Consider the following 13,377-nt stretch of genomic DNA (forward strand, 5'->3'; position numbering starts at 1 on the left):
GGCATGGTCCATGCTCAGGCAGAAGCCGGATCCGGCGACTTCTGCAAGCCGTTCAGGCACAAATCGATGAAACTTTCCAGATAGCTTGCCGAATCCAGCGGTTCCGCATGACAGGGGTTGAAAGCTTGTTGCCACATCATCAGCATGATCACCGGCGCGATCACCACGTTGGCAGTCTGGCGCACGTCGATCGCGCGGAATTCGCCGCGTTCGACGCCGCGCTCCAGCATGCGCACGATCATGGCGTCGCCGCGCACGCTGACTTCTTCGCGGTAAAACGTCGCCAGTTCCGGGAAGTTGCTCGACTCCGCCATCATCAGCTTGGTGATGCCGGCCACCTTGGTGGCGCCGATACGCTCCCACCAGCCCAGGATCAGCTCGCGGAACAGGTCGGCGCTGCTGCCGCCGTAGCCGTCGATGATGTCTTCGGCTTCATCCAGGATCGGCAGCATGTTTTCGCGCACCACGGCCTTGAACAGCTCTTCCTTGTTCTCGAAATACAGATACAGCGTCCCTTTCGAGACGCCGGCCCTGGCCGCGACGTCGCCCAGCCGGGTGGCGGCAAAGCCGCGCTCGACGAATATATCCAGCGCGGCCGCCAGCAATTCCTGCGGACGCGCCTCTTTGCGGCGCGCCCAACGGGGTTTGGAGCTGAAAGGGCAGTTCATGAATCCTTGGTTTTGCAAATAACTGACTTAAGAGTCAGTAATGTAAGCGGCAATGCCCGGAGTGTCAACTTGTGTGATGGGCGGGGCAAGGCAGCCGCCTGCGGTCTTAGAGGCAAAGGCTGCGGGCGGTGTAAAAAACGGCTGTTTTCAGGCTGCCGTGGGGTAGTCTAGACTGAGCGCCGGATTACCCAGGGCAAGGCCGCCGCTGAGGTTCCAGGCGTTCTGGTAGCCGAGCCGGCGCAGGCAAGCCACGGCTTTGTCGCTGCGGTTACCGCTGCGGCAGAAAAACACCAGCGGCACGGGAGCACCGCGCAGCCATAGTCTCAGATGGGAGGTGAGGCGGCTGAGCGGCACATGCAGGACCGTTTGGCCGGGCGCCGAAGTCATCCCTGCCGCCTGTTCATAGGCCTCGCGCACGTCAATCAGCAGTGCGCCCGGATGGGCGGCAAGGAATTGCTCAAGTGCGGCGGCTTCCAGGTGCATGCCGCTGGCGCTTTCTTCATGCGCAGGGTTTTGCTCGGCGCGCAGGCTGGTGCACAGCCGGCTGGTTTCATCGCGCGCCGGACATAGCAGTGTGTCCGGCTCGATCAGCGTGGACTCGATCGCCGCTGCCGGCAATGCGCCGATGAAGGCAAAATGTGGGGCAAACTGTTCGTCTCCGGCGCTTCCCAGCAAATAGACCTGGTGCTCACCCTGCCTCTTGCACAGGAATTTCCGTGCACCCAGCACCAGCTCGGAACTGCCCGGCGCCGGCCAGCCAAAGGCATCGTTGCCGGCGTCAGGTCCGGCATCGTTGCCCAGCGTCCGGGCCAGTTCGAGCAGAGCGCTTTCCTGCGTTGGCTGCGCCTTGGTGCTGAGAATGGCGCGCAGCTGATAACCGTGGTTGCGCACATGGCTGGCCAGCCGAGGCGCCAGCAATGGCGATGGATCAATGATGACGCAGCTGCGGCTGGCGTCATCCGCCACCAGCCAGGCATTGGCGCCTTCCAGATTGAAGCGTACCACCGGGTCGGCAGCAGCCGATGGCATGGAGGCGGCAGCGCCCTGGCGCCAGGCCAGGCCGCAATGTTCGATGCGCGCACAGGCAGCGCTGATGAAGGCGTCGTCGGCCAGCGGCCCGAACGACATGCGGATCGCGGAACTGCTGCGCCAGTGCGGCAACTGCATCGCTTCCAGCACATAGCTGGGGGCGCTCTTGGCGGCGGAACAGGCGCTGCCCGAGCTGACCCGCAGTTGGGCGGCGTCGAACAGGTCCAGCAATTCCTTGCTGGCCAGTCCCGGCACGGAGAAATTGAGCGTGGTCGGCAGGGTCTTTTCCAGCGGCTGATTAAACACGATGTCGGGAAAGGCGATCCGCAAGCTGGCGACCAGGCGTGCACTGAAGCCGTGCAGCTGCTGGTGGCTGCGGAAGGTGACGCCGTTTTCCAGGGCGCCCAGTACCGCGCCGAGGGCGGCGATGCCAGCCATGTTTTCGGTGCCGGAACGCAGTCCGGATTCCTGGCCGCCACCCATGATCAATGGCGTGAAAGGCGCTCCCGGCCGCACATACAGCATGCCTATGCCTTTTGGCGCATACAGCTTGTGTCCGGAAAACGTGGCGTAGTCGATGCGCGTCGCCGCCAGGTCCAGCTGCATCTTGCCCAGCGCCTGGACGCAGTCGACCAGCCAGTAAGCGTCGCTGCCGCTGTGCTGCAAGACGGCTTCTATCTGCGCCAGGTCGGATATGACCCCAGTCTCGTTGTTGGCGGCCATGGTGCAAACCAGCGCGGCATCCCCGGCCAGCTGGCGCAGGGCTGCCAGATCGTGCTGGCCATGCTGGTCGACCGGCAGTTTTTTCAATTCCAGATGCAAGCCCAGCAAACGGTTCCAGTGCGCCAGGCTCTCTGGCACCGCTTTGTGTTCTGTAGCGCCGTAGAGCAGGAAGCGGCCGATAGTCTGGCCGGCCGACTGCCGTTCGCGCAAGGCGCACAGCGCGGACAGAACGGCGGTCTGGATGCCCTCGGTGGCGCCGCTGTTGAACATCAGACGGCCGGCGCCGACGCCGAGCAGGCGCGCGGCGCGCTGGCGCACCTGGCTCATCAGGGTCTTGGCCTGGATGCCGGTGGCATGGCTGCTGCTGGGATTGCCAAAGCACTCTTTCATGGTCCGGGCGGCCGCTTCAATCGCGGCGGGCAGGACGGCGGTGGTGGCGTTGGCGTCGAGATAAATTTCAATCATGGTTTTTCATCGGACAGTAAGCTTGTAAATAGTCTACTGTTTCTGAGGGATGAAGACATTCTAAAAATACCGGAATTTTGCTAAAATGGAGAATATTTATACCTATATATATTACAAAACAGCATGAACGCACTTGATAAATTTGATCACGCCATCCTGGCGGCGCTGCAAATCGACGGCAGCCTGTCCGTCGCCGCGCTCAGCGAAAAGATCGATCTGTCCAGCACGCCATGCTGGAAGCGCCTGAAGCGGCTGGAAGAAGAGGGTTATATCGAGCGCCGCGTCGCCATCGTCAACCGAGAGAAGATCGGTTTGCCGGTGACGGTGTTCGTCAGCGTGCGCACCGGCCAGCATGACGAGAAATGGCTGTCGAAGTTCGCGGCGGCGGTGATGGCCTTGCCGGAAGTGCAGGAATTCCATCGCATGAGCGGTGATGTCGACTATTTATTGAAAGTCGTCACCACGGACATCCAGGGCTATGACGCCTTTTACAAGAAGCTGATCAAGATTACCCAGCTGCATAGTGTGTCATCGGCATTCTCGATGGAACAGATCAAATCCACCACCGCGCTGCCGCTGGGGCTGATAGCGAAGACCGGCTGACCGGATTGCCGAGAATCCGGCCTTTTCTTCCCGCTTTGTGTCGCCGGGCCGGCCGTCAAGGCATTTGCAGCGGAATCGACATTTCATGCCGGAACAGATTGCCCGGATCGATTTTCTGTTTCAGCGCAACCAGGAACTGCGCCTTGTCCATGTAGTACAGGGCCGGCCATTGCGGATCGACCCTGGTGTGCGCCGGGTCACTGTATTTCATGTCGACATCGGGATAATTGATGTAGCAGCCTTGCCAGTCGCTCGAAGGATAGGGCTTGCCAGCGCTGGCTTCGGGCGTATAAGCCAGGATGTAGGCATGGAACAGGCGGCTGAGCCAGGCCATGTGGAATTCGTCGTCGGCGGCATCGGTCCAGTAGGTCTGGAACTGGCTTTTCAAAATCGACTCCCGCTGCGGCACGCAGGTTTCATGGCTGCCCATGAATGCATTGACGGCGCCGCCATACGAATCGATCTGCACCAGCGAGGCGTTGAGGCGCGGATCGTTGCCGTAGACGTACAGCACTTCCCACAGCTGGTCGCTGCCGGCAACCGGCGCCGCCAGTGTCGGCTTGATCTGATAGCTCGATTTGTACTTGCCGCGGCGGTTGTCGCCGGAGCCGTTGAACATCTGCGTCAGCGCAATCCAGTCCATGCGGCGTGCGTTGCCGACTGGGTCCTGGGCGCGCATGTTCATGCCGGCATTCTTACTGCGCTTAGGCGCAATATTCGGTTCCATGAAGGCGTCGTTGAGGCGCGCGGGCAGCCCGGGGATATTGGTCATGGCGTTGACGAAATCGATGAACGGACCGTCCTTGCCGTTGCCGACATTGCCGTCGACATCGGTGTACTGGATCACCAGGCCGATATTGCCGGCCGCGCGCGCATTCAGCTTGAACAGGGTGAACAAGCCGCCATTGCCGTTGTTCGGCGCATTCCACTCGCTGTCGTGCCGCGCGAACCATTCGCCATAGGTATCCAGCAGGCGTTTCAGCGCGCTGGCGCCGCCAGCCTGCTGGAGGTCGTCCCAGGCATAGCTCAAGGCGAGGAAGTAAGCTTCTTTCGGCGCTTCCGGCAAATCCTTGAAGTAATAGTTCAGGATGATGCCGAAATTGCCGCCGCCGGCGCCGCGGCAGGCGATGAACAGGTCGCGCTCGACGCCGTCGGAAGCCAGGTTGACATGCTTGGCTGTCAGCCCTGTGCCAGTACTGTCAGGCACCAGGATATCCACGCCCGCTAGCCAGTCGACGGTCAAGCCATGCAGGCGCGACAGCAAGCCGTAGCCGCCGCCGACGATGTGGCCGCCGGAACCGACCGAATAGCAGGTGCCGCCCGGCAACGTCTTGCCGGTGCGCTTGTAGAGGTCGACATATGCATCCCAGTTTTGATTGCCGGCGGATACCCTGAATTTGTACCGGGCCGGATTGGCCGGCAGGACCTGGGACGCCAAGTCTCCATTGCGGGAGTAATCCATGCCGGTCATCAGGCCGACGTCGATGATGGCCAGTTTTTCGCCAGCGGATAATTTGTTGGAGACGAAACCCTCGTAGCAATGGCCGCCGCTGCGCACCGTGATGCGATTGCCGTTTTTGAGCGCGGCATTGGCAGCCTGCAAGGTTTCCTGCCAGGTCTTGCACACGTAGATGCTGCCGGCTCCGGCATCGGGGGCGGCAGGGAAGCGCAGATTGAAACCTTTCTGCAAGGCTTCATGGCGGCGATCTTCATTGGTTACCTGTACAAAATCGGACATGCTAGTTCTCCGTCAGGTTGGATTGTGCTGCAAGGATCTTCATGGCTGCCGGCGGGAATGCCTGATGCAGTGGATTCCGGCCGGCAGCCTGTGCGGATTTGCCGCTTTATTTTTTCGCGGCGCTGGCAACGATATTGACATCGCTGCAGTTGTAGAATCCCTCTCCGGCCGAGTCAACACGCTGCCAACGGGTATACAGAACGCGTTTGCCCAGCGTGTCCTTGAGATCCACATTCATCTCATAGTACCCATCCACCGGCTGGATATTGTCGAAGCGGCCGACTTCTTCCAGGTCATTCCAGGTGAGGCTGGTCTTGGTCGGGTCGTAGCTAGGCTTGGAAAGATAAATCACCCAGAAACTGGGGTTATGCGCCTTGGCCGCCTTGAATTTCAGGCGCATTGCCTGATTCTGGTCCTTGGTGACGGTGCTGACATGCCAGTCGGACGAAGGCAGGTCCATCCCGGATTTGTCGTTGCCGGCAACGCTGTTGCCGGCGGAGCACAATTGGTGATCAGGAATTGCCTTCTTGACTGCATCGAAATCGTTGTAATCGGCGATGTTTTTGGCGTATTCGTGCCATTGATTGAACTGGACTACGGCCTCGCTCTGATTGTTATCATGCTTTTTGTAGACTTCCTGATACGCAGCCTTGCAGGCAGGATTCTTGATGCCAGAGCCGTCTGCCGGCCAGCTGAAATCCTGAGCGTTATAGCAGTTCAGCTGCCGCGCAATGGGGAATTCCACTGCACCATGCCGGGTTTCAGCATGCGCGCCAAGGCAAAGCGCCTGAAAGATGAGTCCACATGCCATGTAACGAATTTTCATACCGTTTCCTTTTTCAATTGGGAATGGTCATTACACTGCTTCTTTCGTCTCAGCGTCACTGTCACAGTTGGCAGGTCGGTGTTGCTGCGGCGGCATGCCGGTGCTGTGCAAAGGGTGATGCAAAACGCGAATGCAAGTAGAATCTAGCCTTTGCTTCAATCGGTGTTGCTGCCGGCTGCCCACCTCCCCATGCTTGTTAAATTTACACTGATCGCCGAGGCCGCCGCGTGAGTGCATCTGGCTTGAGCTGCCGCCCCGATTGCGGCGCCTGTTGCACGGCGCCTTCGATCTCCTCGGCCATACCCGGCATGCCGCACGGCAAACCAGCGGGTGTGCGCTGCATTCAACTGGATCCGGCCAATCTGTGCCGGATTTTCGGCAGCCCGGAAAGGCCTGCGGTTTGCGCCAGTTTGCAGCCGGCTGCGGACATGTGCGGTAGCTCGCGGGCGCATGCGATGCATTACTTGGCGACGCTTGAGCAATTGACCGCAGGGTAGAATCGACGCTGTTGCATCTCGCCGGCGCATTTGTCTATTGCCTGAAAACAAGGAAAATCTGAATGAAATCAAACCGGTCTATGTCAGGCAGGACTGTTTACCTGCTGCTGGCCTTGTCTGCCGCACTGCTGCTGGCTTCCTGCGCCGCCCTGATCGGACCGCGCGATGTCTCTTTTCCGCTGGCCAAGCTGCAGCAATCGGTGGACAAGCGCCTGCCGTTTTCGCAGCGCTACCTAGGGATTTTCGAGATTACCGCCAGCAGGGCCGTGCTCGTCCTGCCACCTGAGCAGAACCGCCTGGCCATGAATACTGACGTCACGGTGGCGCTGCCGCTGCTGGGCAAGTCGTGGAGCGGCACGATGGCCATCTCCGGCATCCTGACCCTGGACAACCCGCACAATGCGGTAACCCTGGCCGAACCGAAACTGGACAGCCTGGTATTGAACGGCCTGGACGACAGCTATGCCGCACAGGTCACGCAGATCGGCAATCTGCTGGCGCGCCAGCTGCTGGCCAGCCTGCCGCTGTATACTTTCAAGCCGGAAGACCTGCGCTATGCCGGCGTGGCGTTCATGCCGACCCGCATCGCCACCAGGCCGGAAAACCTGGTGGTTACCTTTGAACCGGTAAAATAGTGCGCTTTCTTTAAGAAAACTCTCGTTACAGGCTTACGGCCGCGACGGTATCATTCGTCCTGCCGCGCTATTTCCTTACTCTCTTATCATTCCCATACTACATGGATATACTTCTCGCGTTAAAAGTCCTGATCATGGGCCTGGTCGAGGGCTTTACCGAGTTCCTGCCGATCTCGTCCACCGGTCACTTGATCCTGGCCGGCAGCCTGCTGGACTTTACTGCCGATATCGGCCGCGAAAAGGCTGAAGTGTTCGAAATCGCCATCCAGGCCGGCGCCATTTTCGCCGTCTGCTGGGAATACCGCGCCCGCATTGCCGCCGTGCTGCGCGGCTTGCCCAGCGATCCCAAGGCGCGCAAGCTGGTGCTCAACCTGATCATTGCGTTCATGCCTGCCGCGATCCTGGGCCTGCTGTTCAGCAAGATGATCAAGGAAAAACTGTTTGCGCCCCTGCCGGTGGCGATTGCGCTGATCGTCGGCGGCTTCGTGATTCTCTGGGTCGAGCGCCGCAACAAGATGCGTGGCAGCGCGGCGCGGGTTGACTCGGTCGACGACATGACGGCGCTGGATGCCTTGAAGATCGGCTTCGCCCAGGCTTTCGCGCTGATCCCCGGCGCCAGCCGCTCTGGCGCCACGATTATCGGCGGTATGATGTTTGGCCTGTCGCGCAAGGCCGCCACCGAATTTTCCTTTTTTCTGGCGATCCCGACCCTGTTTGCCGCCACCATCTATTCCCTGTATAAAGACCGCGCGCTGCTGTCGGCGGCCGATATTCCGCTGTTTTCGATCGGTACCGTGGCGGCCTTCGTTTCGGCTTTCCTATGCGTGCGCTGGTTGCTGCGTTATATCAGCAGCCATGATTTCACCGCGTTTGCGTGGTATCGCATCGTCTTCGGCCTGGTGGTGATCGTGACGGGTTATGCCGGCTGGGTCAGCTGGGTGCATTGAAGCTACCCGGGAAGGCAACGCTGAACGGGCGTTTAGTACAGTAAAAAATTGTAATCATCCAATCCTGAACAGGAGAATGTTGTGGCAAGTGTATGTTCCGCTGGTACCGATATCGGGTTTGCATCGCTAGACTATTTACAGGTCGCGATCCTGGGCGTGATTCAGGGCATCTCTGAGTTATTGCCGATTTCTTCCACCGCGCATATGCGCATCGTGCCGGCACTGCTGGGCTGGCATGATCCAGGCTCAGCGTTCTCGGCGGCGATGCAACTGGCGGCGCTGGCGGCGGTGGTGAGCTATTTCTGGCGCGATGTGCGCGAAGTCACGGTGGGCAGTATCAATGCGGTGCGCCAGCGCGATTTCAGCAGCCCGTCGTTCCGCCTCGGCGTGGCGATCATCCTGGCCACCATCCCGATCGGGATTGCCGGCCTGGCGCTGTCGTCTGTGCTGAACGCCTGCGGTTCGCCGCTGCGCAGCCTGAGCGTGATCGGCTATGCCTGTATCGCCATGGGCGTGCTGCTGGCGCTGGCGGAGGTCAGCTGCAAGCATCGCCGCACCGTCGGCGAAATGCGTTTGCGCGATGCGATCATCGTCGGCCTGGCGCAAGTCGGCGCCTTGATTCCAGGCGTGTCGCGCTCCGGTTCGACCCTGACTGCCGCCCTGTTCCTGAATTTCAAGCGCGAGGAAGCAGCGCGCTTCTCCTTCCTGCTCGGCTTGCCGGCGATTGCCCTGGCCGGCTTGAAAGAACTGCTGGTGCTGTTCCATCTGCACATGCCGCTGGAAACCTGGATGCTGCTGATTTTCGGGCTGCTGGTGGCCAGCGTTTCCGCCTTCGGCGCGATCTGGGGTTTGATGAAATTCCTGGAAAAATTCTCTACCTGGCCGTTCATCGCCTATCGCATCGCCCTCGGGATTTTCCTGCTGGTGGCGGTCAACAACGGTTTCCTAAGTTAATTCAAGTAAAGCAAAGTCTACGTATTTAATGTCAAATTCAGCACAAGCCGCAGCGGCCGATCCGCAAGCATTGCATATACTGCAAACGGTATTCGGTTATCCCTCGTTTCGTGGCCAGCAGGCTGAGATCGTCAGCCATGTAGCCAACGGCGGGGATGCGCTGGTGCTGATGCCGACCGGCGGCGGCAAGTCGCTGTGCTACCAGATCCCGGCCCTGTTGCGCGACGGCGTCGGCGTGGTGGTGTCGCCGCTGATCGCGCTGATGCAGGACCAGGTCGACGCGTTGGCGGAAGTCGGCGTGCGCGCAGCCTTCCTCAATTCGACCCAGACTTACGAAGAAGCCGCGCAGATCGAGCGCCGCGTGCGCAACGGCGATCTTGACCTCGTATATGTAGCGCCGGAACGCCTGCTGACGCCGCGCTGCCTGGAACTGCTGGAGTCTTCGAAGATCGCCCTGTTCGCCATCGACGAAGCGCATTGCGTATCGCAATGGGGGCATGATTTCCGGCCGGAATACATCAAGCTGTCTATCCTGCACGAGCGCTTTCCGCAAGTGCCGCGGATTGCCCTGACGGCCACCGCCGACCAGCAGACCCGCGAAGAAATCGCGCTGCGTCTGCAGCTGGAAGACGGGGCGCGTTTTGTCTCCTCCTTCGACCGCCCCAACATCCGCTACCAGATAGTAGAAAAGGCTAACGGCCGCAAGCAGCTGCTCGATTTCATCGAAAGCGAGCATGTCGGCGACGCCGGCATCGTGTATTGCCTGTCGCGCAAGAAGGTGGAAGAAACCGCCGAATTCCTGGTGCAGCAAGGGATCACCGCCTTGCCGTATCACGCCGGCATGGATTACGCGCAGCGCACCAAGAACCAGGGGCGCTTCCTGCGCGAAGACGGCATCGTGATGTGCGCCACCATCGCCTTCGGCATGGGCATCGACAAGCCGGACGTGCGCTTCGTCGCCCACCTGGACCTGCCGAAAAGCATCGAGGGCTATTACCAGGAAACCGGCCGCGCCGGCCGTGACGGCGGCCCGGCCAATGCCTGGATGGCGTATGGCCTGCAGGACGTGGTGCAGCAGCGCCGCATGATCGATGAATCGGAAGCCGGCGAGACCTTCAAGCGGGTGCTGGGCGTCAAGCTGGACGCCATGCTCGGCCTCTGCGAAACCCTGCACTGCCGGCGCGTGCGCCTACTGGACTATTTCGGCCAGAGTTCCGAGCGCTGCGGCAACTGCGACACCTGCATGAGCCCGCCGGTGTCGTTTGACGCCACGGTGGTGGTGCAAAAACTGCTGTCGACCATCTACCGGGTCGACCAGCGCTTCGGCGCCATGCATGTGATGGACGTCTTGCGCGGAATCGACTCCGACAAGATCAAGCAGTGGCGCCACGATCAGCTCTCCACCTTCGGCATCGGCAGCGACCGCAGCGAAGCGGAATGGCGCGCCATCCTGCGGCAGTCGATTGCGCTCGGCCTGATCACGGTCGACCACGAAGCCTACAGCGCGCTCAAGCTGACCGACGCCGCGCGGCCGGTGCTGAAGGGCGAGCACCCGGTGCAACTGCGGCAATACCAGAAGCCGGTCAAGCAGAAGCGCAGCAGCGGCAAATCCAAGGGCTACGTCGAAACCGATCTGTCGACGCAGGAGCAAGCCATCTTCGAGAAGCTGCGCTGGTGGCGGGTGGAAACCGCGCGCAAGCACAATGTGCCAGCCTATGTCATTTTCCACGACGCCACCATGCGCGAAATCGCCAAGGCGCAGCCGGCTTCGCTGGACGATTTGCGGGGAGTCAGCGGCGTCGGCGAGAAGAAGCTGGAAACCTATGGCGCAGAGATAGTCGAGCTGATCGCGGAATTCGCGTAGCACGACGAGCGGTCACTGCTGCCACTGCGCAAAAAAAACCACGACAGTGTTCGTAATGCCGTTCAGTTAAGACTGAACGGCATTTTTATTTTGCGGAACTCGTAGGGTGGGCACTCCGTGCCCACGCGGACGGGCCGGGGCGCGTAGCCGTGGCACGAATGTCAGAGACACGAATATCCATGATACTGCGTGGACACGGAGTGCCCACCCTACGCCATGTCGTTCTGCCCTAACTGAACAGCATTACGACAGTGTTCATGGATTTTTTTCATCTGCCCGCAAGCAAGAGAGTTGCTTAAGGCTTGGTCCCCAGCGCCGCCATCAAGGCTTGCCTGATTTTCGCTTCCTGCGGCGCCACGCCAAAACCGAGCATCACGCCTTGCGCATCGAAGAAGCGGCAAATGGTGGTGCCGCCATCCACTTCCGTTTCCCAGCGGCCGGTCGCCACCGCATGCGCCGGCGGCGGCACCAGCGCCAGCGGATAGCTTGGGGTCTTGACGATCACCGGCGAATGCTTGAGATCGATTTCGGTGTCCTCGCCATTCAAGGTCTTGGCGATCGCCCGCGCCGCGGTCAGGATCGGGGCGATATACGGCAGCGGGCTGGTGCGGCCTTCGCCGTCGATGCGGTATTCGGCGCAGTCGCCGAGCGCATATACATCCGGCGCACTGGTGCGGCCATGGGAATCGACCAGGATGCCGCGGCCGCTCGCCAGGTTTGCGGCTTGCGCCAGCGTCAGGTCGGGGCGCAGGCCGATGGCCGACAGCACTACATCGGCAACTACGCTGTCGCCATTGGCCAGCGTGACTTTGAGCGCGTCGCCGGCATGATCGACGCTGCTGGCGGTGGTGCCCAGGCGCAGGTCGATGCCGCGCGCGCTGAGCGCGGCGTGCAAGCCTTGCGACAACGGCGGCGCAGCCAGGGCTGCCAAAGGCAGGCTGTTGGGATCGACCAGCATGACCTGGTGGCCGTGGGCCGCGAGGTCGTCGGCAAATTCACAGCCGATCAGGCCGGCGCCGAGGATGACCACGCGCGCCGATGCCTGCACGTCCGGCAACAGCTTCTCGCGGAAGGTGGCGTAATCGTCGATATGGTTGACCGACAGCACGCGCTCGGCGGCGTCGCCGGCGATGCCCAGCCGTATCGCTTGCGCGCCGACCGCGATCACCAGCTGCTCGTATTCGAAAGCGCCGCTGCTGGTGTCCACCACCTTGGCCACGGTGTCGATATGCTTGACCCGGGTCTTGGTCATGATATTCGCGCCGACCTGCTCCGCCATCTGTACTGCACTTTGCGAGATCAGCTGGGCCGCCAGCTTCTTTTGCGCGAACGCATTCGACAGCATCGGCTTGGAATAGAAACCGCCATCGTCGGCAGTGATGATGAGCAGGGCGGCAGTCTTGTTCAGCTTGCGCACTTCACGTGCCAGAGAATAAGCAGCCATGCCGGCGCCGATGATGATAATGGGTTTCATGGATGTCCTGGGAATGATGGCGGTGAGGATAAAGCGGTTGAATGTGGTTGAGGGAGGTCTTGCCGGCCGCAGCAGGCTCTTGCGCCTGGCGCTGCGACCGCTGATTTTACAACAATTGCTTAGATCTCGACCATTTCAAAGTCTGCCTTGGCGACCCCACAGTCCGGGCATTCCCAGCTGGCAGGCACGTCTTCCCACTTGGTGCCGGCAGCGATGCCGTCTTCCGGCCAGCCGGCCGCTTCGTCATAGATCAGGCCGCAAACGATGCATTGGTAAGTTTTCATTTTGTTCCTATGTGTGTGTTGTGATGTTGTGTTGGCCCGGCGGCGCTTTGCCCCGCCGCCAGGCCGTTCTTTATAGTTACGCAGCGTTCAATGCATCCAGCGCCTGCTGGTAATGATTGGCATGGCGCTCTTCCACCTTGGCCAGGGCGGCGAAGCGCTTGGCTGCCTTTTCCAGGGTGCGCTTGAAATTATCTGCATGCTCTTTCGATTCGGCGATCTGCTCATCGTATTCGGCGACCGCGGCCTGGTTGCCTTCTTCAATCGCCAGATGACGGAATTTCGGATACATCTCGGTGTATTCGTAAGTCTCGCCTTCAATTGCGATTTCCAGCGATTTGGCCGGCGTCAGCTGCGCTTTCGGATACAGCAGGTCGAGATGGCCGAAGGCGTGCATGACTTCCTGGTCGGCGGTGTCTTCAAAAATCTTGGCGACATCGTCGGCGCCGGCTTCACGCGCCAGCTTGGCGAAATAGCGGTATTTTATATGGGCCATGGACTCACCGGCAAACGCGGCTTCCAGGTTTTCGATGGTGACTGATTTGTTGCTGCTGTCTTGGTTTGCCATGGTGTGCTCTCTCTCAGTTAATCCGGGGAAGGGTGTTTTATCTATTACCGTAAGGCATATGATAGATTTTATTTATTGAAATTGGAAATTGAATATCTTAATTGC

Annotated in this window: 13 protein-coding genes; 6 read left to right on the forward strand and 7 right to left on the reverse strand. The window is 60.2% G+C overall.

All coding sequences use genetic code 11. The annotated features are described in order from the left end of the window. Positions 1–14: 14 nt before the first annotated feature. Both BCF11_RS15695 and BCF11_RS15700 read right to left on the reverse strand, forming a co-directional pair. Complete coding sequence (locus BCF11_RS15695; protein ID WP_098495556.1) at positions 15–668, reverse strand: TetR/AcrR family transcriptional regulator; 654 nt, start codon at positions 666–668, stop codon at positions 15–17. 147 nt (positions 669–815) lie between these two features. Further along, complete coding sequence (locus BCF11_RS15700) at positions 816–2,885, reverse strand: aminotransferase class V-fold PLP-dependent enzyme (RefSeq protein WP_098495557.1); 2,070 nt, start codon at positions 2,883–2,885, stop codon at positions 816–818. A 123-nt stretch (positions 2,886–3,008) separates the two neighbouring features. Here BCF11_RS15700 and BCF11_RS15705 point away from each other — a divergent pair, with 123 nt between their 5' ends. Further along, complete coding sequence (locus BCF11_RS15705; RefSeq protein WP_098495558.1) at positions 3,009–3,488, forward strand: Lrp/AsnC family transcriptional regulator; 480 nt, start codon at positions 3,009–3,011, stop codon at positions 3,486–3,488. Between the two features lie 55 nt (positions 3,489–3,543). Here BCF11_RS15705 and BCF11_RS15710 read toward each other — a convergent pair whose 3' ends face one another. Together BCF11_RS15710 and BCF11_RS15715 are read right to left on the reverse strand one after the other, a co-directional pair. After that, positions 3,544–5,226 (reverse strand): BBE domain-containing protein, encoded by a 1,683-nt coding sequence (locus tag BCF11_RS15710; RefSeq protein WP_098495559.1) that lies wholly within the window; start codon positions 5,224–5,226, stop codon positions 3,544–3,546. A gap of 106 nt (positions 5,227–5,332) precedes the next feature. Further along, a complete protein-coding gene (locus BCF11_RS15715; RefSeq protein ID WP_158229206.1) occupies positions 5,333–5,971 on the reverse strand; it encodes a lytic polysaccharide monooxygenase in 639 nt (212 codons plus the stop codon). Between the two features lie 323 nt (positions 5,972–6,294). On the opposite strand from BCF11_RS15715, the gene BCF11_RS15720 reads away from it, so the two are divergent. From BCF11_RS15720 to recQ, 5 genes are all read left to right on the forward strand, one after another. Further along, complete coding sequence (locus BCF11_RS15720) at positions 6,295–6,549, forward strand: YkgJ family cysteine cluster protein (RefSeq protein WP_098495561.1); 255 nt, start codon at positions 6,295–6,297, stop codon at positions 6,547–6,549. A gap of 62 nt (positions 6,550–6,611) precedes the next feature. Then, a complete protein-coding gene (locus BCF11_RS15725; RefSeq protein WP_098495562.1) occupies positions 6,612–7,184 on the forward strand; it encodes a DUF1439 domain-containing protein in 573 nt (190 codons plus the stop codon). A gap of 101 nt (positions 7,185–7,285) precedes the next feature. Beyond that, on the forward strand, positions 7,286–8,131 hold the full coding sequence (locus tag BCF11_RS15730; protein WP_098495563.1) for an undecaprenyl-diphosphate phosphatase: 846 nt from the start codon (positions 7,286–7,288) through the stop codon (positions 8,129–8,131). An 81-nt stretch (positions 8,132–8,212) separates the two neighbouring features. Beyond that, positions 8,213–9,085 carry an undecaprenyl-diphosphate phosphatase gene (locus tag BCF11_RS15735; protein WP_098495564.1) on the forward strand — a complete coding sequence of 291 codons (873 nt, stop codon included), beginning with the start codon at positions 8,213–8,215 and terminating at the stop codon, positions 9,083–9,085. Positions 9,086–9,113: 28 nt separating this feature from the next. Beyond that, a complete protein-coding gene (recQ, locus tag BCF11_RS15740; RefSeq protein ID WP_098495565.1) occupies positions 9,114–10,949 on the forward strand; it encodes a DNA helicase RecQ in 1,836 nt (611 codons plus the stop codon). A 295-nt stretch (positions 10,950–11,244) separates the two neighbouring features. On the opposite strand, the gene BCF11_RS15745 is transcribed toward recQ, so the two are convergent. From BCF11_RS15745 to BCF11_RS15755, 3 genes are all read right to left on the reverse strand, one after another. Further along, positions 11,245–12,423, reverse strand: a complete 1,179-nt coding sequence (locus BCF11_RS15745; RefSeq protein ID WP_098495566.1) for an FAD-dependent oxidoreductase — start codon at positions 12,421–12,423, stop codon at positions 11,245–11,247. A gap of 119 nt (positions 12,424–12,542) precedes the next feature. Next, on the reverse strand, positions 12,543–12,707 hold the full coding sequence (locus BCF11_RS15750) for a rubredoxin (RefSeq protein ID WP_098495567.1): 165 nt from the start codon (positions 12,705–12,707) through the stop codon (positions 12,543–12,545). Positions 12,708–12,783: 76 nt separating this feature from the next. Further along, positions 12,784–13,272, reverse strand: coding sequence for a rubrerythrin family protein (locus tag BCF11_RS15755; protein WP_098495568.1), 489 nt, complete (start codon positions 13,270–13,272; stop codon positions 12,784–12,786). Positions 13,273–13,377: the final 105 nt, after the last annotated feature.

The organism is Collimonas sp. PA-H2 (genome assembly GCF_002564105.1).
Taxonomy (GTDB): domain Bacteria; phylum Pseudomonadota; class Gammaproteobacteria; order Burkholderiales; family Burkholderiaceae_D; genus Collimonas.